Genomic DNA, 23,562 nt, shown 5'->3' with positions numbered 1-23,562 from the left:
GCCATGCGTGAGGACAAGAACTACGCGACCGTCGTCGCCTTCTTCGCAGCGTTCCTGTACCTCGCCATCCTGGTCGCTGCGTTCGGCCTGATCAGCCTGTACTGGAACATCGAGGTCATCGACGTTCCGGATGCGGGGCCCCTCGTCGGTCCCGTGATGGTCGGATGCGCGACCATCGCCGTGCTCATCTGCCTCGTCGTCCGCGGTCGCGGCGTGGCGGCGGACGAGCAGCGCATCGCGCCCCTGACGGCGCTCCTCGTCGGTGTGATCGCCTATGTGGTCTTCGTGCTGAGCGGGGGAATCGCCTACGCGGTCGGCGGGGGAGAACCCCTCGGATTCCTCACCTTCTCCTTTGATATGTTCGCCTCGTGGTTCTCGGTCGCCACCGGAATCGCCGCCGCTCTCGTCGCGTTCGTCTACCAGTTGGTCCTGGTCGGCCGGTTCCAGCAGAAGGGCCGCCCCCGCTGGCCCTGGGAGCGCGAAGACAAAGAATAGGAACAAGCTTGTGGATGCGCGCCCGGATGCCGGTCGAGGGAATGCCGGGAGACCCCTGTGCGTTGTTGTGAGAGGTGCGTCCCCATTTGACCGGGAACCGCCCACAAGCTAGTATTTTTCGGGTGTGTGCTTTGTCACGCGCTCGTGTGGTGCCCGAAAACAGCCGGTCCTGAACCTGCTGAGGCGGAAACCCCGAGCGGTTGGCTCGTACTCATCCATGTTGGGCCACATCAAGCCCCCACGGCATATCAACCACGAACCAGAATTCATTCTGTGCCGCCGGTTGGTCAGCCCAGAACCCCGACACGCCAGAACATCGGCGTGAAGTCGTTCGAAGCAGAATGCAACAGCTGTCACCGTGCAGTTCATTTACAAGGAGAAGTTAGTGCCAACCATTCAGCAGTTGGTTCGGAAGGGCCGCAGCCCCAAGGTCACGAAGACCAAGGCTCCCGCCCTGAAGTCCAACCCCCAGCAGCGCGGCGTGTGCACCCGCGTCTACACGACCACCCCCAAGAAGCCGAACTCGGCTCTGCGCAAGGTCGCTCGTGTGAAGCTGTCCAACGGCACCGAGGTCACCGCCTACATCCCGGGCGAGGGCCACAACCTGCAGGAGCACTCGATGGTGCTCGTCCGCGGCGGTCGTGTTAAGGACCTCCCGGGTGTTCGTTACAAGATCGTCCGTGGCGCGCTGGACACCCAGGCCGTCAAGAACCGCAAGCAGGCTCGCAGCCGTTACGGCGCGAAGATGGAGAAGAAGTAATGCCTCGCAAGGGTCCAGCCCCGAAGCGTCCCGTTGTCGCCGACCCCGTCTACGGTGCACCGATCGTCAGCCAGCTCGTCAACAAGATCCTGCTCGACGGCAAGAAGGGCCTCGCTGAGCGCATCGTCTACGACGCGCTCGAAGGCGTCGCCGCCAAGAACGGCCAGGATGCTGTCGCCACGCTCAAGAAGGCGCTCGACAACGTGCGCCCCACGCTCGAGGTCCGCAGCCGCCGCGTCGGCGGTTCGACCTACCAGGTGCCGGTCGAGGTCAAGCCTCACCGCGCCAACACCCTCGCACTCCGCTGGCTGACCAGCTACGCCAAGGGTCGTCGCGAGAAGACGATGACCGAGCGCCTCACCAACGAGATCCTGGACGCGTCCAACGGTCTCGGTGCGGCCGTCAAGCGTCGTGAAGACACGCACAAGATGGCCGAGTCGAACAAGGCCTTCGCGCACTACCGCTGGTAACAGCACGTACCGATCGGATGGTGTGGAGCAGTCGCTCCGCACCATCCGGCCGGCCATGTACCAACATCTATATTTCGGAGGAAACCTGTGGCACAGGACGTGCTCACCGACCTGAACAAGGTCCGCAACATCGGCATCATGGCGCACATCGATGCCGGCAAGACCACCACGACAGAGCGCATCCTGTTCTACACGGGTATCACCCACAAGATCGGTGAGGTCCACGACGGCGCTGCGACCATGGACTGGATGGCGCAGGAGCAGGAGCGCGGCATCACGATCACGTCTGCCGCGACGACCTGCTTCTGGAACAAGAACCAGATCAACATCATCGACACCCCGGGTCACGTCGACTTCACGGTCGAGGTGGAGCGTTCGCTCCGCGTGCTCGACGGTGCCGTCGCCGTCTTCGACGGCAAGGAGGGCGTCGAGCCCCAGTCCGAGACCGTCTGGCGCCAGGCCGACAAGTACGACGTTCCCCGCATCTGCTTCGTCAACAAGATGGACAAGCTGGGCGCCGACTTCTACTTCACCGTCGACACGATCGTCAACCGCCTGGGCGCGAAGCCGCTCGTCATCCAGCTCCCGATCGGCGCCGAGTCGTCGTTCGAGGGTGTCGTCGACCTGGTCGAGATGCGCGCGCTCACGTGGCGCGGCGACTCGAAGGGTGACGTCGAGATGGGCGCCAAGTACGCCATCGAAGAGATCCCCGCCGACATGCTCGAAAAGGCTGAGGAGTACCGCCACAAGCTGCTCGAGACGGTCGCCGAGTCCGACGACGTGCTTCTCGAGAAGTACTTCTCGGGCGAGGAGCTCACGGTCGCCGAGATCAAGGGTGCGATCCGCAAGCTGACCGTCAACAGCGAGCTCTACCCGGTGCTCTGCGGTTCCGCGTTCAAGAACCGCGGCGTCCAGCCGATGCTCGACGCGGTCATCGACTACCTGCCGTCGCCGCTCGACGTCCCCGCCATCGAGGCGCACGACGTTCGCGACGAGGAGAAGATCATCCTCCGTCACGCCGACGCCACCGAGCCGTTCGCGGCCCTCGCGTTCAAGGTCGCTGTGCACCCGTTCTTCGGTCGCCTCACCTACGTGCGCGTCTACTCGGGTCACATCGACTCGGGTGCCCAGGTCATCAACTCGACCAAGGGCAAGAAGGAGCGCATCGGCAAGATCTTCCAGATGCACGCCAACAAGGAGAACCCCGTCGAGTCCGTGACCGCCGGTCACATCTACGCCGTCATCGGCCTGAAGGACACGACCACGGGTGACACTCTGTGCGACCCGAACAACCAGGTCGTACTCGAGTCGATGACCTTCCCGGAGCCCGTGATCGAGGTCGCGATCGAGCCGAAGACGAAGGCCGACCAGGAGAAGCTGGGCGTCGCGATCCAGAAGCTGGCCGAAGAGGACCCGACGTTCCGCACCGAGCAGAACCAGGAGACCGGCCAGACGGTCATCAAGGGAATGGGCGAGCTCCACCTCGACATCCTCGTCGACCGCATGAAGCGCGAGTTCAACGTCGAGGCGAATGTCGGCAAGCCGCAGGTCGCGTACCGCGAGACCATCAAGCGCGCCGTCGAACGTCACGACTACACGCACAAGAAGCAGACCGGTGGTTCCGGCCAGTTCGCGAAGATCCAGATCGCGATCGAGCCCCTCGAGATCACGCCGGACAAGAGCTACGAGTTCGTCAACAAGGTCACCGGTGGCCGTATCCCCAGGGAGTACATCCCTTCGGTCGACGCCGGTATCCAGGATGCTCTGCAGGTCGGTGTGCTTGCGGGCTACCCGATGGTGGGTGTCCGGGCTTCACTGCTCGATGGCGCCTCGCACGACGTCGACTCCTCGGAGATGGCGTTCAAGATCGCTGGATCGATGGGCTTCAAAGAAGCCGCTCGCAAGGCGAACCCGGTTCTGCTCGAGCCGCTCATGGCTGTCGAAGTCCGCACCCCTGAGGAATACATGGGTGATGTCATCGGCGACCTGAACTCGCGTCGCGGTCAGATCCAGTCCATGGAGGATGCGAGCGGTGTCAAGGTGATCCGCGCTCACGTCCCGCTGTCGGAGATGTTCGGCTACATCGGCGACCTGAGGTCCAAGACCTCGGGACGCGCGGTGTACTCGATGACGTTCGAGAGCTACGCGGAGGTCCCGAAGGCTGTCGCCGACGAGATCGTCCAGAAGAACAAGGGCGAGTAACTCGCCGACCTGAGGCCCGGTGCGCGGGTTCGTCCCGCGTACCGAAACCTCAAACCAACCAAGTAACATAGGTAAACAATCCCGTAGAGCATCCGGTCGAAAACCGTCGACCGGGGTTTCTACATGAGAGTCCTGAGGAGGACCCAGTGGCTAAGGCCAAGTTCGAGCGGACCAAGCCGCACGTCAACATCGGAACGATCGGTCACGTCGACCACGGCAAGACCACGCTCACCGCGGCAATCTCGAAGGTGCTTGCTGACAAGTACCCGTCGGCGACCAACGTGCAGCGCGACTTCGCGTCGATCGACTCGGCTCCCGAAGAGCGCCAGCGCGGTATCACGATCAACATCTCGCACGTCGAGTACGAGACCCCGAAGCGCCACTACGCGCACGTTGACGCCCCTGGGCACGCCGACTACATCAAGAACATGATCACCGGTGCCGCTCAGATGGACGGCGCGATCCTCGTGGTCGCCGCCACCGACGGCCCGATGGCACAGACCCGTGAGCACGTTCTGCTCGCCAAGCAGGTCGGCGTTCCCTACCTGCTCGTCGCGCTGAACAAGGCCGACATGGTCGACGACGAGGAGATCCTGGAGCTCGTCGAGCTCGAGGTCCGCGAGCTGCTCTCCAGCCAGAACTTCGATGGCGACAACGCTCCTGTCGTGCGCGTCTCGGGCCTCAAGGCTCTCGAGGGCGACGAGAAGTGGACGCAGAGCATCCTCGACCTCATGGCGGCCGTCGACGAGTCCATCCCGGACCCGATCCGCGACAAGGACAAGCCGTTCCTCATGCCGATCGAAGACGTCTTCACGATCACCGGTCGTGGAACCGTCGTCACGGGCCGCGCCGAGCGTGGAACCCTCGCCATCAACTCCGAGGTCGAGATCGTCGGCATCCGCCCGACGCAGAAGACCACGGTCACGGGTATCGAGATGTTCCACAAGCAGCTCGACGAGGCATGGGCCGGCGAGAACTGTGGTCTGCTCCTTCGTGGCACCAAGCGCGAAGACGTCGAGCGCGGCCAGGTTGTCGTGAAGCCGGGTTCGGTCACGCCGCACACCGACTTCGAGGGCACCGCCTACATCCTGTCCAAGGATGAGGGTGGCCGTCACAACCCGTTCTACGCGAACTACCGTCCGCAGTTCTACTTCCGTACCACGGACGTCACCGGCGTCATCACCCTGCCTGAGGGCACCGAGATGGTCATGCCCGGCGACACCACGGACATGACTGTGGCGCTCATCCAGCCGATCGCCCTCGAAGAGGGTCTCGGCTTCGCGATCCGCGAGGGTGGCCGCACGGTCGGCGCCGGCACGGTTACGAAGATCGTCAAGTAAGTCCGCTTACTGATCCGGAGGGGTCGAGCCGAAAGGCTCGGCCCCTCTTTCGTGTCCCGGCGCCACCCGGTTGGGGATCACTCAGACTGGGACTGGACAGAAAGATGAAATACTCTCAATAAAGTGCGACATTCGCGAAAACGAGGCGTAAACTGAAAAAACCTCAACATTTTGGGGTATGACGTTCGCGTACCGCCAAGGGGGTCTCGACCATGCGAAGTCAGCGCAATACAACCGCGCCATCAGAATCGTCGAACAAGCGTGCTCGTAGCCGGCTGTTCGCCGGCACCAGTCCGTTCACATCCTGGACCGCCCGTCTCGGCGTCCCGCTCGTCGTCGTCGCACTCGTGTTCGCCGGGGTCTCCTCGCCGGCCAACGCAGAGGACGCAGCGCCAGCCACGGACCCTGCCGCGACGAGTGCGCCGGCAGCGACGCCGCCCACCGACTCCGGCACGCCGCCGACGGATTCCAGCACACCGCCCGCACCCGCGCCCGCTGATCCGACGCCGCCCGCGGATCCGCCGGCCGTGACGCCGCCCGCACCGACGCCGCCTGCCACCGACACCGCGCCCACGCCGCCGAGCCCGAGCCCCGCGCCGCAGACCTCGACCGATTCGTCCACGCCGCCAACGCCGCCTGCTCCGCCGGTGACGCCACCGGCACCCGCGGCTCGCGCCGCCCTGACCACCTCGTCAGTGCCGGCGACCCCGCCGACCTGGGACGTATCGAAGACCAGTGACCCGCCGACCGGGTCGGCTGTGATGCCGGGCCAGAAGATCAACTATGTGATCACGGTCACCAACACCGGCGGAACCCTGCCGGCGTCGCTCACGATCACCGACCACCTGAACAAGGCGTTCACCAACGCTGCCTTCACGGGCACGCTCGATGCATCCTCCGGCACGGCCGCGTTCCAGAGCACCGATCTGATCTGGACCTTGACCTCGTTCAGCGGCCCGCAGACGCTCAAGTACTCACTGATCGTCGACAAGAACGCCTTCAACGTGGACATCCACAACGTCCTCGTCGTACCCTCTGGCGGAACCTGCGTCTCTACGTGCACGACGGACAACTTCACGCCGCACTTCACCCTGCAGAAGTCTTCTGACCCTGCGAGCGGATCGACGGTTGACCCGGGCCAGACGGTCAACTACACCCTGTCCGCGCACAACGACTCGCAGGCGACCCTCACCGGTGGCACAGCGGTCGACAGCCTCTCGGGCGTGCTGGGCGCTGCGTCTCTGGTGACTCCGCTTCCGGCGGGCGTCACGTTCGATTCAGGCACGCAGAAGCTGACGTGGACCATCCCCGACCTGGCGCCGGGAGCCACGGCCACCGTGACCTACTCCGTCGTCGTGGGCGCGAGCTCGGCCGGCCTGACGCTGACGAATGTGGTCAAGCCGGGACCCGGCGGCACCTGCCCGTACGACTCCTACGGCAACACGGGGTCGGGCGGAACGCCGCCGACGTGCACGACGACGCTGAAGGTGAACCAGAGTCGTGCCGTCCCGCACTGGATCCTCGTCAAGACGTCGGACCCGGCGAGCGGATCGGTGGTCGAGCCCGGCCAGACGATCGCGTACACCCTCACCGCGACGAACGACTCCGCCGCGACGGTCGCGGGAGCTACCGCGAGTGACGACCTCACGAACGTGCTGACCCACGCAGCGCTCACCGGAGCGCTACCTGCCGGCCTCGTGCTCACCGCATCCGGAACGTCGCTGACCTGGACCATCCCGACGCTCGCGCCGGGGGCGTCAGCATCCGTCACCTTCACCGTGAAGGTGGATGCGGATGCGGCCAATGTCTCGATCGACAACGTCGCCATCCCGGGCAGCGGAGGAAGCTGCCCCTATCCGGACGGCGAGAACAGCGCATCGTGCACGACCACGCACCACGTGCCGGAAATCGACCTGAGCATCGTCAAGACGCACACCACTGATCAAGGCGGAGTCGTCGACTCCGGCAAAGGCGAGATCATCACGTACACCCTCACCGTGCACAACGCGGGTCCGGATGCTGCAACAGGCGTCGTCGTCACTGACACCATCCCTACTGGACTGACCTACGTCTCCGGTTCGGCGGTCATGCCCGCCGGCTGGACGGTCGACGTCACCAACGGTGTCGTGACGGCGCACCATCCAGCGACGTTCCCCTCGGGAACCACCGCGGTGATCACGTTCCAGGCGACGGTCGGCACGCTCGATCGCTCGGGTCCGACCGTGCCGTTCCCTGACATCGTGAACTCGACGTGCGTCACTGGAACCGAGCACGACTCCGACTCGACGAACAACTGCTCCACGGACAAGACACACGTGAAGTCCATCGCGGTCAACGTCCAGTCCCTCTGCGTGAACGACGCGCCGCTCGTCTCGTATTCGGTCACTCCGAACCACGTGAGCGCGACGCCGACGATCGCACTGATCTGGTGGACCCCGTCAGCGTACGCGGGTCGTGATCCGTCCATCCCGGCGGCCGACCAGGCGGCGCTGCTCGCCGACGGGGCGTCCCAGGTCGACTACATCCCCGTTCCCGCAGGCTGGGTGAACGGCCAGACGATCTCGGGAACGCAGCTGTGGCCGGGGGCCGGCGTGGACGCATCGGGACGCGGGAACGCGTGGCCGGGATGGCGGCAGCTTCCTGACGGAACCTGGGTCCTCGACCCTGCTGCCCCGTTCTACGACATCCGGAACGACGCGGTCGTCGAAGTGAGGATCAACCCGACCACGGCATCCACGGTCGCGTACCCGCCGCCCTCGACGCACTGCACTCCGACGAACCCGACGCCTCCGACCTCGACGGCCGGCAACGAGCTCGCCTCGACCGGAACGGACATCACAGGCCCGCTGATCACCGGAGGACTGCTGCTCAGCCTCGGCGCTGCGATGCTGATGCTGGTGCGCCGTCGCCGTCCCGGACGCGCAGAGTGAACCTGAGACTTCGTCGGAAGCCTTTACCAGGAGGGTCGATGGGGTCACACTGAAAGGACCGTCTCATTCGAACGGTACCGCCGACGAGAGGAGTGCGTATGGGTATCCATAACCTCGCAAACCAGGCCAAGGACTTCATGAGCGAGAACGCGGAGAGTACGAGCGGTAAATCTCTCGACGCCGCGTCAGGCGCTTGAAACCAGGTCTCTCGGCAACTGTTCGAAGACCCTTGTTCGATTGCGCACACGAAGGTTCGTGAGTCTGTCGGCAACCATTCAAATGCTCGCGGCCACGCGAGGGGTCGCTGGAGCTGACGGGGTCGGGCACTGAGCCCGGCCCCGTTCTCCGTGCCCGGCGCGCCGTTCGCCGCCGCTGCGCGATTGCCGCGCCCCGCATCCAGCGACTGCCCCCATTTGTTACGTCTGCCTGCTGCGCGCGCGGCCGCAGACGTTACGCAGCACCGCACACACCTCTCGTGCACAGGATGCTGCTGCGGCGGGCCCTCCACAGGATGCGGTGGCTGGGCGCGACGGGCACAGGTATCCGGTCACTGTGGACAGATGACCATAGACGACAGCGTGGGCGACCTTGTTCTCGTGCGCGACCTCCGGACCCGCTCCGACACCCGGCAACGGCACGCGAGAGCGGCGCGCGCGGGTGTCGAGGTACGGGTGGGCCGCGGCGCGTACCTCCCGAGTGATCGCTGGGACGCCCTCGATCGCCGGTCCCAGCACGTCGTCCGGATGCTCGCCTTCTCACGCACGCGAAGGCAGCCGCCGACGTTCTCGCACTGGTCGGCGGCCGCCTGGCACGGGCTGCCGATGGTCGGCGCCCACGGCGGCCATCTCCACCTCGTCGTCGGGCGCACCACTGGGGGCCGGTCGTCGAGTGGGGTCGTGGCCCATTCGCTCGAGGTGCCTTCCGAGGACGTGATCGCGTCAGAGGACATGCGGGTCACCTCCCTCTTGCGGACGGCCGTCGATCTCGCGGCCACAGCACCGACCCCGGCAGCAGTCGCTGTCGTCGACCACGTCCTCCGTACCGACGGCGCGGGGCACGGGGGGAGTCCGGGGACGGCGACGGCCCGGGACGAGCTGCTTGCCGCCTGGGAGAGGGGTCTCCCCATCCGCGGTCATCGACGTGCGCGAGAGGTCATCGATTTCGCGGATGAGCTGTCCGGCTCGCCGCTCGAATCCGTCAGTCGTGCGAACATGCACGCGATCGGATGCCCACAGCCGGAACTTCAGGTGCCCTTCTCCGATGGCGACGGGCTCATCGGGATCGTTGACTTCTCCTGGCCGGTGTTCGGGGTCGTGGGTGAGGCGGACGGCGATCTGAAGTATCTCGATCGGAAGTTCCGGTCCGGCCGCTCCGCCGAACAGGTCGTGCTCGATGAGAAGATCCGCGAAGACCGGCTTCGCGCGCTCGGCCTGCGCGTCATCCGGTGGCGCTGGGAGACTGCTGTGGATGCGCGTGCGCTGCGCTCCCGGCTCGCCGCCGCGGCCCTCCCGATGGTTGCACGCATCCCGTGGAGCATCGGCGGCAGTTCGGCGTGATTGCTGCTGTTCGAGCGGGGTGCAGACGTGTCGAAGAGCCGCAGAAGCACGCAAAAGCGGGATGCGCGGAGCGACACGCCGGGCGCGACACGCCCGGGTTGCAAGCAGGGCGATACTGTGGCAAACTCGTCTAGTTCAACATTTCGTGACGGGTGTGCCAATGTGTGCCCCGAACGGATCACTGCCAGGCAGTGCATAGCCCCTCGCAAGGTCGTTCATTCGATCGGCGGGAGAAGGTTAGGCCGCGGGCAGCAGGACAAAGCTTAATCGACCTCCAACGAAAACATGGATGATCCATGTCTTCGGTTCGGCGAGATGCCCGAGCGTGGAGGTCGGTCTCCCGGAGAGACGCGAAACCGCAAGGTTCCACGCCGCCCCGGGGGAATTGACAGAAGAACAGTGGTGCCGCAGCAGTAGTGCCCAGCGTTTTCGTACGCAACCGCGTCCAATGCGACCGAAAGGTCGTAAGACGCCTTGAAAGAGAGTGAGTCAGACATGGCGGGACAGAAGATCCGCATTCGACTTAAGTCGTATGACCACGAGGTCATCGACACCTCGGCGCGCAAGATCGTCGACACCGTGACCCGTGCGGGCGCGACCGTCGTCGGCCCCGTGCCGCTTCCGACCGAGAAGAACGTGGTGTGTGTCATCCGTTCTCCCCACAAGTACAAGGACAGCCGGGAGCACTTCGAAATGCGCACCCACAAGCGTCTGATCGACATCATCGACCCGACGCCCAAGGCCGTCGACTCGCTCATGCGTCTCGACCTGCCGGCGGACGTCAACATCGAGATCAAGCTCTGAGCTGGATAGGGACGAAGAAATCCATGTCTAACACTGAGACCAAGACCGTGAAGGGACTGCTGGGCAAGAAGCTCGGCATGACCCAGGTGTGGGACGAGAACAACAAGCTCATCCCCGTCACCGTCATCGAGATCACGCCCAACGTCGTGACGCAGATCCGTACGCCCGAGGTCGACGGCTACAACGCCGTGCAGATCGCGTACGGCCAGATCGATCCGCGCAAGGTGAACAAGCCGGCCACCGGCCACTTCGACAAGGCAGGCGTCACGCCCCGTCGTCACCTCACCGAAGTCCGCACCGCCGATGCCGCTGACTTCAGCGCCGGCCAGGAGCTCACCGTCGAGGGCACCTTCGAGGCCGGCCAGCTGGTCGACGTCGTGGGAACCTCGAAGGGCAAGGGCTTCGCGGGTGTCATGAAGCGCCACAACTTCAAGGGTGTCTCGTCTTCGCACGGTTCGCACCGCAACCACCGCAAGCCGGGTTCCATCGGCGCCTCCTCGACCCCGAGCCGTGTCTTCAAGGGCATGCGCATGGCCGGTCGCATGGGTGGCGAGCGCGTGACCGTCCTGAACCTCAAGGTCCAGGCCGTCGACGCCGAGAAGGGCCTGCTGCTGGTCAAGGGCGCCGTTCCCGGCGCGCGCGGCCGCATCGTATTCGTTCGCAACGCAGTGAAGGGGGCCTAGTCGTATGGCTACCTCGATTGACGTCGTCGACGTGAAGGGTAAGAAGGCCGGCTCCGTGGAGCTGCCCGCCGACCTGTTCGACGTCCAGACCAACATCCCGCTGATCCACCAGGTCGTCGTCGCCCAGCTCGCAGCAGCGCGCCAGGGCACGCACAAGACCAAGGGTCGTGGCGAGGTTTCCGGCGCAGGCCGCAAGCCGTTCAAGCAGAAGGGAACCGGTCGCGCTCGTCAGGGCTCGATCCGCGCCCCTCAGATGACCGGTGGTGGCATCGTCCACGGACCGACGCCGCGCAGCTACGCTCAGCGCACCCCCAAGAAGATGATCGCCGCGGCGCTCCTCGGGGCACTCTCCGACCGCGCTCGCGGTGACCGCCTGCACGTCGTCGAGTCGCTCGCCCTGGGCGAGGCTCCCTCGACCAAGGCTGTCGTCGAGCTGCTCTCGGGCATCGCGTCATCGAAGCACGTCCTGGTGGTTCTCGAGCGCAACGACGAGGTCAGCCTCAAGAGCGTCCGCAACATCCCGACCGTTCACGTTCTGCCCTACGACCAGCTGAACGCCTACGACGTGCTCGTCTCCGACGACATCGTCTTCACCAAGGGCGCATTCGACTCGTTCGTCGCCGGGCCCGCCAAGGGCAAGTCGGTCAAGGCCGTCGCCAGCCAGAAGGAAGCTGAGGAGGTCAGCGCATGACCGCTATCAACAAGGACCCGCGCGACATCATCATCGCCCCGGTCGTATCCGAGAAGAGCTACGGCCTGATCGACGAAGGCAAATACACCTTCATCGTCGACCCCCGCTCGAACAAGACCGAGATCAAGCTCGCCATCGAGAAGATCTTCAAGGTCGAGGTCGCTTCGATCAACACCCTGAACCGTACGGGCAAGACGCGCCGCACCAAGTTCGGACTCGGTAAGCGCAAGGACACGAAGCGTGCGATCGTCACGCTGAAGTCCGGTTCCATCGACATCTTCACGGCAGTTGGCTAAGGCCGGGATCTAGAGGAAAACAGACAATGGCTATTCGTAAGTACAAGCCCACGACCCCTGGTCGTCGTGGATCGAGCGTCGCGGACTTCGCGGAGATCACGCGCTCGACTCCTGAGAAGTCGCTGCTCCGTCCGCTCTCCAAGACCGGCGGCCGCAACAACCAGGGTCGCATCACGACCCGTCACATCGGTGGTGGCCACAAGCGCCAGTACCGCGTGATCGACTTCCGTCGCAACGACAAGGATGGCGTCAACGCCAAGGTCGCCCACATCGAGTACGACCCCAACCGCACGGCGCGCATCGCGCTCCTGCACTACGTCGACGGCACGAAGCGCTACATTCTGGCGCCGAACAAGCTGTCGCAGGGTGACATCGTCGAGTCGGGTGCCGGCGCGGACATCAAGCCGGGCAACAACCTGCCGCTGCGTAACATCCCGACCGGTACCGTCATCCACGCGATCGAGCTGAAGCCGGGCGGCGGAGCCAAGATGGCCCGTTCTGCCGGAGTTTCGGTCCGACTCGTCGCCAAGGACGGCCCCTACGCCCAGCTGCGTCTCCCCTCGGGCGAGATCCGCAACGTCGACGCGCGCTGCCGCGCCACGGTGGGCGAGGTCGGTAACGCCGAGCAGTCCAACATCAACTGGGGCAAGGCCGGCCGTATGCGCTGGAAGGGCGTCCGCCCGACCGTGCGTGGTGTCGCAATGAACCCGATCGACCACCCGCACGGTGGTGGTGAGGGCAAGACCTCCGGTGGACGTCACCCGGTCAGCCCGTGGGGCCAGAAAGAAGGCCGCACGCGTCATCCCAACAAGGAAAGCGACAAGCTCATCGTTCGTCGCCGTACCGCCGGCAAGAAGCGTAAGTAGGAGTTGTAGAAGATGCCACGCAGTCTCAAGAAGGGCCCCTTCGTTGACGACCACCTGCTCCGCAAGGTTGTCTCGGCGAATGAAGCCAACAGCAAGAACGTCATCAAGACCTGGTCGCGCCGTTCGATGATCATCCCGGCCATGCTGGGTCACACCATCGCGGTGCACGACGGTCGCAAGCACATCCCGGTGTTCGTCACCGAGACCATGGTCGGGCACAAGCTCGGCGAGTTTGCACCCACCCGCACCTTCCGTGGACACGTGAAGGACGACAAGAAGGGTCGCCGCCGCTAAGCGGGGGCGTAAAGGAGGAGAGAAATGGTGGAGTCGATCGCACGCGTGCGTCACATCCGCGTGACCCCCCAGAAGGCTCGTCGCGTCGTCAACCTGATCCGCGGCAAGCAGGCACAGGAGGCCCTGGCCATCCTGAAGTTCGCACCCCAGGGTGCGAGCGAGCCGGTGTACAAGCTCGTCGCCTCGGCGATCGCCAACGCGCGTGTCAAGGCCGATGCTTCGAACACCTACCTGGACGAGCAGGACCTGTACGTGAGCCGCGCATTCGTGGATGAGGGCACGACCCTCAAGCGCTTCCAGCCGCGTGCTCAGGGCCGGGCCTTCCGTATCAACAAGCGCACCAGCCACATCACGGTCGTCCTTGCGACGCCGGACGAGGTTGAAGCCGCCAAGCCGGCCAAGACCGCCAGCACAGCGAAGAAGGCGAGCAAGTAATGGGTCAGAAAGTCAATCCATACGGCTTCCGTCTGGGAATCACCACCGACCACGTGTCGCGTTGGTTCTCGGACAGCACCAAGCCGGGTCAGCGTTACAGCGACTTCGTCGCTGAAGACGTCAAGATCCGTCGTCTGCTGCAGACGTCGCTCGACCGCGCGGGTGTCTCGCGCATCGAGATCGAGCGCACCCGTGACCGCGTCCGCGTCGACATCCACACCGCCCGCCCGGGCATCGTGATCGGTCGTCGTGGCGCCGAGGCCGAGCGCATCCGTGCCGACCTCGAGAAGCTCACGAGCAAGCAGATCCAGCTGAACATCCTCGAGGTGAAGAACCCGGAGGCCGACGCACAGCTGGTCGCCCAGGGCATCGCCGAGCAGCTCTCCGCACGTGTGGCATTCCGTCGCGCGATGCGCAAGGGCCTGCAGGGTGCACAGCGTGCCGGCGCCAAGGGTGTCCGCATCCAGGTCTCCGGCCGCCTCGGCGGCGCCGAGATGAGCCGCTCAGAGTTCTACCGCGAGGGTCGCGTGCCGCTGCACACGCTCCGCGCGAACATCGACTACGGCTTCTACGAGGCGAAGACCACCTTCGGTCGTATCGGCGTGAAGGTGTGGATCTACAAGGGCGACATCACGAACAAGGAACTCGCTCGCGAGCAGGCCAACACCAAGTCGGTCCGCCCCGAGCGGAACAGCGACCGTCCGCGTCGCGGCGCGCGTACCAACGCGCCCGAGGCCGCGCCCGTCGCAGCAGGAGTTGAGGCATAACCATGTTGATCCCACGCAGAGTCAAGCACCGCAAGCAGCACCACCCCGGCCGTAGTGGCCAGGCGACCGGTGGCACGAAGGTCTCCTTCGGCGAGTACGGCATCCAGGCCCTTACTCCCGCGTACGTGACCAACCGTCAGATCGAGTCCGCTCGTATCGCCATGACGCGTCACATCAAGCGTGGTGGAAAGGTGTGGATCAACATCTACCCCGACCGTCCGCTCACGAAGAAGCCGGCCGAAACCCGCATGGGTTCCGGTAAGGGTTCGCCGGAGTGGTGGGTCGCAAACGTCAAGCCGGGTCGCGTGCTCTTCGAGCTGAGCGGTGTCAACGAGACCATCGCCCGTGAGGCCATGACCCGTGCAATCCACAAGCTGCCCCTCAAGGCACGCATCATCAAGCGCGAGGAGGGCGACGCATAATGGCGATCGGATCCAAGGAGCTCGCACCCACCGAGCTCGACACCTTTGAAGACGAGCGACTCGTCGACGAGCTGAAGAAGGCCAAGGAAGAGCTGTTCAACCTGCGCTTCCAGTCGGCTACCGGCCAGCTCGAGAGCCACGGCCGACTTCGTGCCGTCAAGCGCGACATCGCTCGCATCTACACGGTCATTCGTGAGCGTGAGCTCGGCATCCGCGCGACCCCGGCCCCGGTCGAGGTCGTCGCGAAGGCCGACAAGAAGCCCAAGGCCAAGAAGGAAGCTGCTCCGGCGGCTGCCGAGGCCGCTGAAACCGAGGAGGCCAACTAATGGCACAGACCACCAAGGCCACGGCCGAAGAGACGGTGGCCGCCGAGGCTCTCGTCCGCGGCTACCGCAAGGCCCGTCGCGGTTACGTCGTCAGCGACAAGATGGACAAGACCATCGTCGTCGAGGTCGAAGACCGCGTGAAGCACCCGCTGTACGGCAAGGTCATCCGCCGCACCTCGAAGGTGAAGGCACACGATGAGGCGAACAGCGCCGGCATCGGCGACCTCGTCCTCATCAGCGAGACCCGTCCCCTGAGCGCCTCGAAGCGTTGGCGCCTCGTTGAGATTTTGGAGAAGGCCAAGTGATTCAGCAGGAGTCCCGGCTCAAGGTCGCCGATAACACGGGCGCCAAGGAGCTGCTGACCATCCGCGTGCTGGGTGGTTCGGGTCGTCGTTACGCGGGCCTGGGTGACGTCATCGTCGCCACGGTCAAGGACGCGATTCCCGGCGGCAACGTCAAGAAGGGCGACGTCGTCAAGGCTGTCATCGTGCGCGTGGTCAAGCAGACACGCCGTGCCGACGGCTCGTACATCAAGTTCGATGAGAACGCTGCAGTGATCCTGAAGAACGACGGTGACCCCCGCGGCACCCGTATCTTCGGACCGGTCGGTCGCGAACTCCGCGACAAGAAGTTCATGAAGATCATCTCGCTGGCACCGGAGGTTATCTAAGTCATGGCGAAGAACATCAAGAAGGGCGACCTGGTCGAGGTCATCTCCGGCGCGAGCCAGGCTCGTGGAGGCGACAAAGGCAAGCAGGGTCGCGTCATCGAGGTGCAGGTCGAGAAGGACCGCGTCATCGTCGAGGGCGTCAACTTCGTCACCAAGCACGTGCGTGTCGGACAGACGCAGCGTGGCACGAAGACCGGCGGCATCGAAACGCACGAGGCTCCGATCCACGTTTCGAACGTGGCACTCGTCGACCCAGAGACCAAGAAGCCGACGCGCGTCGGCTTCCGCAGCGAAACCGTGACGAAGGACGGCGTCTCCAAGACGGTCCGTGTTCGTTACGCCAAGAAGTCAGGTAAGGACCTGTAATGAGCGACACCACAGCGGTGGCTGGCAAAATCCAGCCGCGTCTCAAAGAGAAGTACAAGAACGAGATCTCTGCGACGCTGAGCAAGGACCTCGGCTTCACCAACCCGCACCAGGTGCCGGGTCTCGTGAAGATCGTCGTCAACATGGGCGTCGGCGAAGCAGCACGCGATGGCAAGATCATCGACGGCGCTGTCGCCGACCTGACCAAGATCACCGGTCAGAAGCCGCAGGTCACCAAGGCACGCAAGTCCATCGCGCAGTTCAAGCTGCGTGAGGGCCAGCCCATCGGCGCACACGTCACGCTTCGTGGCGACCGCATGTGGGAGTTCCTCGACCGCCTGCTCTCGCTCGCACTTCCCCGCATCCGCGACTTCCGTGGCCTTTCGGACAAGCAGTTCGACGGCACCGGCAACTACACGTTCGGTCTCACGGAGCAGTCGATGTTCCACGAGATCGACCAGGACAAGATCGACCGCGTCCGCGGCATGGACATCACTGTGGTGACCACCGCGAAGAACGACGACGAAGGCCGCGCGCTGCTCAAGCAGCTCGGCTTCCCGTTCCGTTCCAACGAGGCCACGAACTAGCTCCACCCGATGGTCCCTCCGATCTGGAGAGACCACGACCACCACAGGTCGTCAGTCGTGTAACGGCTGAACGAAACCTGGTGAACAAAGGAAACACCGAAATGACAATGACAGATCCGGTCGCAGACATGCTGACCAGACTGCGCAACGCGAACTCGGCACACCACGACACCGTGTCGATGCCGCACTCGAAGCTCAAGGCGCACATCGCCGACATTCTCAAGGCCGAGGGATACATCTCCGGCTGGGAGGTCACGGATGCGCGGGTCGGCCAGACGCTGACGCTGAGCCTCAAGTTCGGACCGAACCGTGAGCGTTCCATCGCCGGCATCAAGCGCGTCTCGAAGCCCGGTCTTCGCGTCTACGCGAAGTCCACGGAGATCCCCAAGGTTCTCGGAGGGCTCGGCGTCGCCATCCTGTCCACCTCCTCCGGTCTGCTGACTGACCGCCAGGCTGAGAAGAAGGGCGTGGGTGGGGAAGTCCTCGCCTACGTGTGGTAGTTCGTCATGTCGCGTATTGGAAGACTGCCCATCGACATCCCTACCGGGGTCGATGTGAAGATCGACGGCCAGGCCGTCACGGTCAAGGGCCCGAAGGGTGAGCTCTCGCTCACCGTCGCGAACCCCATCGAGGTCAAGCTCGAAGAGGGCCAGGTGCTCGTCACCCGTCCGGACGACGAGCGCAGCTCGCGTTCGCTCCACGGCCTGACCCGCACCCTGATCAACAACCAGATCATCGGCGTCACCCAGGGTTACACCAAGGGACTCGAGATCGTCGGCACCGGTTACCGCGTCGCGCAGAAGGGCAGCGCGGTCGAGTTCGCGCTCGGCTTCTCGCACCCGGTCACGGTCGAGCCGCCGGCGGGCATCAGCCTGACGGTCGAGGGCAACAACAAGCTCACGGTCAGCGGCATCGACAAGCAGGCCGTCGGCGAGGTCGCCGCCAACATCCGCAAGATTCGCAAGCCCGAGCCCTACAAGGGCAAGGGTGTGCGTTACGCCGGCGAGGTTGTCCGCCGCAAGGCCGGAAAGGCTGGTAAGTAACCATGGCTCTCGGAACCAGAGGAAAGAGCAAGTCCGCAGCGCGTGACCGCCGCCACACCCGTCTTCGCAAGAAGATCGAGGGAACCGCGGTTCGTCCGCGCCTGGTGGTCACCCGTTCCGCACGTCACGTCTTCGTCCAGGTCGTCGACGACAGCAAGGGTCACACCCTTGCGTCGGCATCGACCCTCGAGGCTGACCTGCGCACCTTCGACGGCGACAAGACCGCGAAGGCCCGCAAGGTCGGCGAACTCGTCGCCGAGCGTGCAAAGACCGCCGGCGTCGACGCCGTCGTATTCGACCGTGGTGGCAGCAAGTACGCGGGACGCGTCGCAGCTGTCGCCGAGGGAGCTCGAGAGGGTGGATTGAACCTGTGAGCGAAGCAGAGAACAACAAGGAGCAGACCGTGGCCGCAGAGGCGCCGGTGGAAACCGCCGCATCCACGATCTCCACGCAGAACGAGCCTCGCGAGGCCCGTCGTGGTGGTCGTGAGCGCAACCCCAACCGTGATCGCGGCAGCCGCGACTCCGAGAAGAGCCAGTTCCTCGAGCGCGTTGTGACGATCAACCGCGTCTCGAAGGTCGTCAAGGGCGGACGTCGCTTCAGCTTCACCGCGCTCGTCGTGGTCGGAGACGGCAACGGTCTCGTCGGTGTCGGCTACGGCAAGGCCCGCGAGGTGCCGCTGGCGATCTCAAAGGGCGTCGAGGAGGCGAAGAAGAACTTCTTCCGCGTCCCCCGCGTCGGCAACACGATCCCGCACCCCGTCCAGGGTGAGGCGGCCGCAGGCGTCGTCATGCTGCGCCCGGCGTCCGCCGGTACCGGTGTTATCGCCGGTGGCCCGGTCCGCGCCGTCCTCGAGTGCGCCGGTATCCACGATGTGCTCAGCAAGTCGCTCGGTTCGTCGAACACGATCAACATCGTGCACGCGACCGTCGTGGCGCTGAAGCAGCTCGAGGAGCCGCGCGCCGTCGCAGCCCGTCGTGGGCTCGACTACGACCAGGTGGCTCCGGCTCGCCTGCTTCGCACCGAGGCAGCGCTCGCCGAGGCTGCTGCAACCGCCAAGGCAGGTGCATGATGGCCGCGCGTCTGAAAGTTACCCAGATCAAGTCCAAAGTAAGTGAAAAACAGAACCAGCGCGACACGCTTCGCAGCCTGGGTCTGAAGCGCATCGGTGACGTCGTCGTCCGTGAGGACAATTCGCAGAACCGCGGATACGTCAACACCGTCGCTCACCTGGTGAAGGTCGAGGAGATTGACTAATGGCTGACGAGAAGGAAGCAACCACGGCCAAGGCCGTCAAGGCTGCTGACAAGCCCGCCGCTGAGAAGAAGGCCGCCGCCCCCAAGGCAGCGGCGAAGAAGGCGCCTGCGAAGGCTGCCTCGACCTCGGCTGAGAAGCCGGCCGCCGAGAAGAAGGCGCCCGCCAAGGCTTCGTCGTCGAAGGCTGCTGCAGCCTCCGACGGCACGACCGCCGCGAAGGCCGAGAAGCCTGCTGCGAAGGCCGACAAGCCTGCTGCCAAGGCTGCGCAGACGGAGAACCGCGAGCACGTGCTCAAGGTGCACCACCTGCGTCCCGCCGCCGGTTCCAAGAAGGACCGGACCCGCGTTGGACGCGGTGAGGGTTCGAAGGGTAAGACGGCCGGCCGTGGTACCAAGGGTACGAAGGCTCGCTACCAGGTCCGCCCCGGCTTCCAGGGTGGCCAGCTCCCGTTCCACATGCGGGCTCCGAAGCTTCGCGGCTTCAAGAACCCGTTCCGCGTCGAGTACCAGGTCGTGAACCTGGAGAAGCTCGCCGAGCTCTACCCGTCGGGCGGCGATGTGACCATCACCGACCTCGTGGCCAAGGGCGCCGTTCGCAAGAACGAGAAGGTCAAGGTTCTCGGCAATGGTGACATTGCGGTTAAGCTGAACGTTGCGGTCGACAAGGTCTCCGGCTCTGCCGAGCAGAAGATCCTCGCCGCTGGTGGCTCTGTCAAGTAGTCACTCGGATCGATCGGACCACAGTGTTCCGGTCGACCCCGTAAAGTAGTGCAGTCGGGTGATCAGTTTTCCTGATCACCCGGCTGACTCCTTACAGGAAAGCAGGACGCACTTTGTTTAGCGCCGTCGCGCGGATCTTCCGCACGCCAGACCTTCGCAAGAAGATCGCCTTCACCCTGGGCATCATCGCCCTCTTCCGGCTGGGCTCGTTCATACCCGCGCCCTTCGTGGACTTCGGCAACGTGCAGACCTGTCTCGCGGCCAACCAGGACACGTCCGGTCTCTACTCGCTCGTCAACCTCTTCAGTGGTGGCGCGCTCCTCAAACTCTCGATCTTCGCGCTCGGCATCATGCCGTACATCACCGCGTCGATCATCGTGCAGCTCCTGCGCGTGGTCATCCCTCACTTCGAAACGCTGTACAAAGAGGGCCAGGCCGGCCAGAGCAAGCTCACGCAGTACACGCGTTACCTGACGATCGCACTCGGCGTGCTCCAGTCGACGACGCTGATCACGGTCGCGCGAAGCGGCGCCCTCTTCGGCACCACCAGCGTCTCCCAGTGCACGCAGCTGATCACCGACGACTCGTGGTACGCGATACTCCTCATGGTCCTGACCATGACCGCCGGTACGGGCCTCATCATGTGGATGGGCGAGCTCGTCACCGAGCGCGGCATCGGCAACGGCATGTCGCTGCTCATCTTCACGTCGATCGCGGCACAGTTCCCGCCGTCGCTGATCGCGATCGCGCAGACGCAGAACGTCGAGACCCTGATCGTGGTCCTCGCGATCGGGTTGCTGATCGTCGCGGCCGTGGTGTTCGTCGAGCAATCGCAGCGGCGCATCCCCGTGCAGTATGCGAAGCGGATGGTCGGCCGTCGCACCTATGGCGGCAACAACACGTACATCCCGATCAAGGTGAACATGGCCGGTGTCGTGCCCGTCATCTTCGCGTCGTCACTGTTGTACCTGCCCGCGCTCATCGCGCAGTTCAACCAACCCAAGGCCGGCCAGGCGCCTGCGGCCTGGGTGACGTGGATCACCAACTACCTCACCAAGGGCGACCACCCGCTCTACATGCTGCTGTACTTCCTGCTCATCGTCGGGTTCACGTACTTCTATGTCGCGATCACCTTCAACCCTGAAGAAGTCGCCGACAACATGAAGAAGTACGGCGGGTTCATCCCCGGTATCCGTGCCGGGCGGCCCACAGCCGAATACCTCGACTACGTGCTGACCCGAGTGACCCTGCCGGGCTCGATCTACCTCGGCTTGATCGCGCTGATCCCGCTCATAGCGTTCTCGGTGCTGGGGGCGAGTCAGAACTTCATGTTCGGCGGAACCTCCATCCTGATCATCGTCGGCGTCGGCCTGGAGACGGTCAAGCAGATCGACTCCCAACTCCAGCAGCGCCATTACGAAGGGCTGCTTCGATGACCCGTGTCGCTGACGACTCCTCTGCGCAGAAGGGGGCGCGCCTGCTGATCGTGGGCCCGCCCGGCTCCGGCAAGGGAACCCAGGCGGCACGGATCAGCTCGGTCTACGGCATCCCCGACGTGTCCACGGGTGACATCTTCCGCTTCAACATCAAGAACGGCACGGCGCTCGGGATGCAGGTCAAGGAGATCGTCGACGCGGGCGACTACGTTCCCGACAGCCTGACCAACGCGCTGGTGACCGAACGGCTCGAAGAGGACGACGCCCGCAACGGATTCCTCCTCGACGGCTACCCGCGCACGCTCGAACAGGTGAACTACCTCGACCGGCTGCTCGCCGGCAAGGGTCAGAGCCTCGTCGGAGTGATCCAGCTCGTGGCCGATCGCGACGAGGTCGTGGCTCGACTGACCAAGCGCGCGCAGGAGCAGGGCCGGGTCGACGACTCCGAGGAGGCGATCCGCCATCGCCAGGAGGTCTATCTTCGTGAGACGTCGCCACTGATCGAGGTCTACCGCGGCCGCGGCCTCTTGATCGAGGTCGACGGGCTCGGTGACATCGACGAGGTCGCCTCGCGGATCACCCGTGCGCTCTCCGACCGCGGAATCCTGCCGACAGCGGAGCGCGACTCCGAGTCGGTCGCGTAGCCAGCGCGTCCGATGGTCTTCCGACGGTCGATCTACAAGTCGCCCGCCCAGCTTCGGCTGATGGTGGAGCCCGGTCTCGCGACCGCCGCGTCGCTCGACGCGGTGGCTGCCGCGATCGAACCGGGCGTCAGCACTCTCACCCTCGACGCGCTCGCGGAGCGGGCGATCGTCGAGCGGGGTGCCCGTCCCAACTTCACATTGGAACAGGGCTACGACCACACCATTTGCGCTTCGGTGAACGACGACGTGGTCCACGGGATCCCCGGTGACCGCCTCCTCGTGCCCGGCGACATCGTCTCGATCGACAGCGGCGCCATCCTGAACGGGTGGAACGGGGATGCGGCACGCACCTTCGTGCTGCCCGACCCGGCACGGCGGGACGTCTTCGACGAGCGACTCACGCTCTCCGAGGTCACCGAGCAGTCCCTGTGGCGAGGCATTGCACGCCTGGTCACCGCTCGCCACCTGAACGAGGTCGGCGAGGCGATCGAGGACTACATCGTCTCGCAAGGCGATTACGGCATCCTCACCGACTACGTCGGCCACGGCATCGGGCGAAGCATGCATGAGGCGCCACCGGTCTTCAACTATCGGGTCAGCGCCAAGGGTCCGGAGGTGAAGCCCGGACTCGTCGTCGCGATCGAGCCGATGGTCGTCCTGGGCGACCCGGAGACGTATGTCCGGGATGACGGATGGACGGTCGCGACAGAGGACGGCTCTGCTGCGGCGCACTGGGAGCACAGCGTCGCGGTCCACGCGGATGGCATCTGGGTACTGACGGCCGCGGATGGCGGGGCGGCCGGCCTCGCCCCATTCGGGATCACTCCCGTTCCCATTCCATAGTCGATCTCCACGAGCGAACGCGGATAATACCCCTCGATTCGCGAAACGCGCGGGAATCGCATAAGATTGATCCTTGGTGTTTTGCACACGTTTTCGTGTGCCCGCTGCATCCGTTCGCCGGGTCGCGGAGCACCACAATCCAACGCACGACCAGCAAACAATACTTTTAGCGACAGTGAGGCTATGGCCAAAAAAGACGGCGTCATCGAGATCGAAGGATCTGTGGTCGAAGCTCTGCCCAACGCGATGTTCCGCGTTGAGCTGACGAACGGGCACAAGGTGCTTGCCCACATCTCGGGCAAGATGCGTCAGCACTACATCCGCATCCTCCCGGAGGACCGCGTGATCGTGGAGCTGAGTCCTTATGACCTGACCCGCGGCCGTATCGTCTACCGCTACAAGTAACGGCTGCTGTAAGTAACGGCCCCACCCACGGGTAGCCCCGGGTGAGGTACGAGGACAGCGAACAATAAAGGTACAAGAACTATGAAGGTCAAGCCCTCCGTCAAGAAGATCTGCGATAAGTGCAAGGTCATCCGTCGTAACGGCCGGGTCATGGTCATCTGCGAGAACCCGCGTCACAAGCAACGCCAGGGCTAAAGTCCCGGGCGCGACTCGCACGACTGAAAACTCAACAACGATAAAGGCAGCACCAGAACC

33 protein-coding genes are annotated in these 23,562 nt (G+C 64.5%); 32 read left to right on the top strand and 1 reads right to left on the bottom strand.

Going from position 1 to position 23,562, the window contains the following annotated elements; translation table 11 throughout:
• Nucleotides 1-3 precede the first annotated feature (3 nt).
• The 5 genes from AAYO93_RS14850 to tuf all read left to right on the top strand — a co-directional run bounded on the left by AAYO93_RS14850 (nt 4) and on the right by tuf (nt 5,267).
• A complete protein-coding gene (locus tag AAYO93_RS14850) occupies nt 4-495 on the top strand; it encodes a DUF6121 family protein (RefSeq protein ID WP_345761932.1) in 492 nt (163 codons plus the stop codon).
• Between the two features lie 385 nt (nt 496-880).
• On the top strand, nt 881-1,255 hold the full coding sequence (gene rpsL, locus AAYO93_RS14845; protein ID WP_055811472.1) for a 30S ribosomal protein S12: 375 nt from the start codon (nt 881-883) through the stop codon (nt 1,253-1,255).
• A complete protein-coding gene (gene rpsG / locus AAYO93_RS14840) occupies nt 1,255-1,725 on the top strand; it encodes a 30S ribosomal protein S7 (protein ID WP_163287610.1) in 471 nt (156 codons plus the stop codon). The genes rpsL and rpsG overlap by 1 nt, the downstream gene beginning before the upstream one ends.
• Before the next feature lie 87 nt (nt 1,726-1,812).
• On the top strand, nt 1,813-3,927 hold the full coding sequence (gene fusA, locus AAYO93_RS14835) for an elongation factor G (RefSeq protein ID WP_345761931.1): 2,115 nt from the start codon (nt 1,813-1,815) through the stop codon (nt 3,925-3,927).
• A gap of 146 nt (nt 3,928-4,073) precedes the next feature.
• Complete coding sequence (gene tuf, locus AAYO93_RS14830) at nt 4,074-5,267, top strand: elongation factor Tu (protein ID WP_345761930.1); 1,194 nt, start codon at nt 4,074-4,076, stop codon at nt 5,265-5,267.
• Nucleotides 5,268-5,487: 220 nt separating this feature from the next.
• On the opposite strand, the gene AAYO93_RS14825 is transcribed toward tuf, so the two are convergent.
• The gene (locus AAYO93_RS14825; protein WP_345761929.1) at nt 5,488-6,048 is read right to left on the bottom strand and encodes a hypothetical protein; all 561 of its coding nucleotides are present in this window, start codon (nt 6,046-6,048) and stop codon (nt 5,488-5,490) included.
• On the opposite strand from AAYO93_RS14825, the gene AAYO93_RS14820 reads away from it, so the two are divergent.
• From AAYO93_RS14820 to rpmJ, 27 genes are all read left to right on the top strand, one after another.
• Nucleotides 6,029-8,197, top strand: a complete 2,169-nt coding sequence (locus AAYO93_RS14820; RefSeq protein ID WP_345761928.1) for a DUF11 domain-containing protein — start codon at nt 6,029-6,031, stop codon at nt 8,195-8,197. The genes AAYO93_RS14825 and AAYO93_RS14820 overlap by 20 nt on opposite strands.
• A 560-nt stretch (nt 8,198-8,757) precedes the next feature.
• On the top strand, nt 8,758-9,753 hold the full coding sequence (locus tag AAYO93_RS14815; RefSeq protein ID WP_345761927.1) for a hypothetical protein: 996 nt from the start codon (nt 8,758-8,760) through the stop codon (nt 9,751-9,753).
• Nucleotides 9,754-10,248: 495 nt separating this feature from the next.
• Nucleotides 10,249-10,557, top strand: a complete 309-nt coding sequence (rpsJ, locus tag AAYO93_RS14810) for a 30S ribosomal protein S10 (RefSeq protein ID WP_005050520.1) — start codon at nt 10,249-10,251, stop codon at nt 10,555-10,557.
• Nucleotides 10,558-10,580: 23 nt separating this feature from the next.
• Entirely contained in the window at nt 10,581-11,240 is a 660-nt protein-coding gene (gene rplC, locus AAYO93_RS14805) for a 50S ribosomal protein L3 (RefSeq protein ID WP_345761926.1), read from the top strand.
• Nucleotides 11,241-11,244: 4 nt separating this feature from the next.
• Nucleotides 11,245-11,931, top strand: coding sequence for a 50S ribosomal protein L4 (gene rplD / locus AAYO93_RS14800; RefSeq protein ID WP_345761925.1), 687 nt, complete (start codon nt 11,245-11,247; stop codon nt 11,929-11,931).
• Nucleotides 11,928-12,227 (top strand): 50S ribosomal protein L23, encoded by a 300-nt coding sequence (rplW, locus tag AAYO93_RS14795; RefSeq protein WP_163287604.1) that lies wholly within the window; start codon nt 11,928-11,930, stop codon nt 12,225-12,227. The genes rplD and rplW overlap by 4 nt, the downstream gene beginning before the upstream one ends.
• Nucleotides 12,228-12,253: 26 nt before the next feature.
• Nucleotides 12,254-13,093 carry a 50S ribosomal protein L2 gene (rplB, locus tag AAYO93_RS14790; RefSeq protein WP_345761924.1) on the top strand — a complete coding sequence of 280 codons (840 nt, stop codon included), beginning with the start codon at nt 12,254-12,256 and terminating at the stop codon, nt 13,091-13,093.
• A gap of 12 nt (nt 13,094-13,105) precedes the next feature.
• On the top strand, nt 13,106-13,387 hold the full coding sequence (gene rpsS, locus AAYO93_RS14785; RefSeq protein WP_163287602.1) for a 30S ribosomal protein S19: 282 nt from the start codon (nt 13,106-13,108) through the stop codon (nt 13,385-13,387).
• A gap of 24 nt (nt 13,388-13,411) precedes the next feature.
• Entirely contained in the window at nt 13,412-13,822 is a 411-nt protein-coding gene (gene rplV, locus AAYO93_RS14780) for a 50S ribosomal protein L22 (protein WP_345761923.1), read from the top strand.
• Nucleotides 13,822-14,589 carry a 30S ribosomal protein S3 gene (rpsC, locus tag AAYO93_RS14775; protein ID WP_345761922.1) on the top strand — a complete coding sequence of 256 codons (768 nt, stop codon included), beginning with the start codon at nt 13,822-13,824 and terminating at the stop codon, nt 14,587-14,589. Before rplV ends, rpsC begins: the two co-directional genes overlap by 1 nt.
• Before the next feature lie 2 nt (nt 14,590-14,591).
• Nucleotides 14,592-15,011, top strand: a complete 420-nt coding sequence (gene rplP / locus AAYO93_RS14770) for a 50S ribosomal protein L16 (RefSeq protein ID WP_163287599.1) — start codon at nt 14,592-14,594, stop codon at nt 15,009-15,011.
• Nucleotides 15,011-15,337: a 50S ribosomal protein L29 gene (gene rpmC / locus AAYO93_RS14765; RefSeq protein ID WP_345761921.1), complete on the top strand. Its 327-nt coding sequence runs from the start codon at nt 15,011-15,013 to the stop codon at nt 15,335-15,337. The genes rplP and rpmC overlap by 1 nt, the downstream gene beginning before the upstream one ends.
• Nucleotides 15,337-15,642 (top strand): 30S ribosomal protein S17, encoded by a 306-nt coding sequence (rpsQ, locus tag AAYO93_RS14760; RefSeq protein ID WP_345761920.1) that lies wholly within the window; start codon nt 15,337-15,339, stop codon nt 15,640-15,642. Before rpmC ends, rpsQ begins: the two co-directional genes overlap by 1 nt.
• Entirely contained in the window at nt 15,639-16,007 is a 369-nt protein-coding gene (gene rplN, locus AAYO93_RS14755) for a 50S ribosomal protein L14 (protein WP_163287596.1), read from the top strand. The genes rpsQ and rplN overlap by 4 nt, the downstream gene beginning before the upstream one ends.
• A gap of 3 nt (nt 16,008-16,010) precedes the next feature.
• Nucleotides 16,011-16,373, top strand: coding sequence for a 50S ribosomal protein L24 (gene rplX, locus AAYO93_RS14750; RefSeq protein ID WP_345761919.1), 363 nt, complete (start codon nt 16,011-16,013; stop codon nt 16,371-16,373).
• Nucleotides 16,373-16,960 (top strand): 50S ribosomal protein L5, encoded by a 588-nt coding sequence (gene rplE, locus AAYO93_RS14745; protein WP_345761918.1) that lies wholly within the window; start codon nt 16,373-16,375, stop codon nt 16,958-16,960. The genes rplX and rplE overlap by 1 nt, the downstream gene beginning before the upstream one ends.
• Nucleotides 16,961-17,061: 101 nt before the next feature.
• Nucleotides 17,062-17,460, top strand: a complete 399-nt coding sequence (gene rpsH / locus AAYO93_RS14740; RefSeq protein ID WP_345761917.1) for a 30S ribosomal protein S8 — start codon at nt 17,062-17,064, stop codon at nt 17,458-17,460.
• Nucleotides 17,461-17,466: 6 nt separating this feature from the next.
• Entirely contained in the window at nt 17,467-18,003 is a 537-nt protein-coding gene (rplF, locus tag AAYO93_RS14735) for a 50S ribosomal protein L6 (RefSeq protein ID WP_345761916.1), read from the top strand.
• Nucleotides 18,004-18,005: 2 nt separating this feature from the next.
• Nucleotides 18,006-18,377 carry a 50S ribosomal protein L18 gene (gene rplR, locus AAYO93_RS14730; RefSeq protein WP_345761915.1) on the top strand — a complete coding sequence of 124 codons (372 nt, stop codon included), beginning with the start codon at nt 18,006-18,008 and terminating at the stop codon, nt 18,375-18,377.
• Between the two features lie 29 nt (nt 18,378-18,406).
• Nucleotides 18,407-19,075 carry a 30S ribosomal protein S5 gene (gene rpsE / locus AAYO93_RS14725; protein WP_345764900.1) on the top strand — a complete coding sequence of 223 codons (669 nt, stop codon included), beginning with the start codon at nt 18,407-18,409 and terminating at the stop codon, nt 19,073-19,075.
• Nucleotides 19,075-19,260 carry a 50S ribosomal protein L30 gene (gene rpmD, locus AAYO93_RS14720; protein ID WP_345764899.1) on the top strand — a complete coding sequence of 62 codons (186 nt, stop codon included), beginning with the start codon at nt 19,075-19,077 and terminating at the stop codon, nt 19,258-19,260. The genes rpsE and rpmD overlap by 1 nt, the downstream gene beginning before the upstream one ends.
• The gene (gene rplO / locus AAYO93_RS14715; RefSeq protein ID WP_345761914.1) at nt 19,260-19,979 is read left to right on the top strand and encodes a 50S ribosomal protein L15; all 720 of its coding nucleotides are present in this window, start codon (nt 19,260-19,262) and stop codon (nt 19,977-19,979) included. The genes rpmD and rplO overlap by 1 nt, the downstream gene beginning before the upstream one ends.
• A 113-nt stretch (nt 19,980-20,092) precedes the next feature.
• Nucleotides 20,093-21,415, top strand: coding sequence for a preprotein translocase subunit SecY (gene secY / locus AAYO93_RS14710; protein ID WP_345761913.1), 1,323 nt, complete (start codon nt 20,093-20,095; stop codon nt 21,413-21,415).
• The gene (locus AAYO93_RS14705; RefSeq protein ID WP_345761912.1) at nt 21,412-22,059 is read left to right on the top strand and encodes an adenylate kinase; all 648 of its coding nucleotides are present in this window, start codon (nt 21,412-21,414) and stop codon (nt 22,057-22,059) included. Before secY ends, AAYO93_RS14705 begins: the two co-directional genes overlap by 4 nt.
• Nucleotides 22,060-22,071: 12 nt before the next feature.
• A complete protein-coding gene (gene map, locus AAYO93_RS14700; protein WP_345761911.1) occupies nt 22,072-22,902 on the top strand; it encodes a type I methionyl aminopeptidase in 831 nt (276 codons plus the stop codon).
• Nucleotides 22,903-23,085: 183 nt separating this feature from the next.
• Complete coding sequence (gene infA, locus AAYO93_RS14695; protein WP_021759551.1) at nt 23,086-23,307, top strand: translation initiation factor IF-1; 222 nt, start codon at nt 23,086-23,088, stop codon at nt 23,305-23,307.
• Between the two features lie 81 nt (nt 23,308-23,388).
• A complete protein-coding gene (rpmJ, locus tag AAYO93_RS14690; RefSeq protein ID WP_021759549.1) occupies nt 23,389-23,502 on the top strand; it encodes a 50S ribosomal protein L36 in 114 nt (37 codons plus the stop codon).
• The last annotated feature ends 60 nt before the right edge of the window (nt 23,503-23,562 follow it).

The sequence above is a fragment of the Diaminobutyricibacter sp. McL0608 genome (assembly GCF_039613825.1).
GTDB lineage: Bacteria > Actinomycetota > Actinomycetes > Actinomycetales > Microbacteriaceae > Diaminobutyricibacter.
This window is presented reverse-complemented; position numbering and strand designations above follow the sequence as displayed.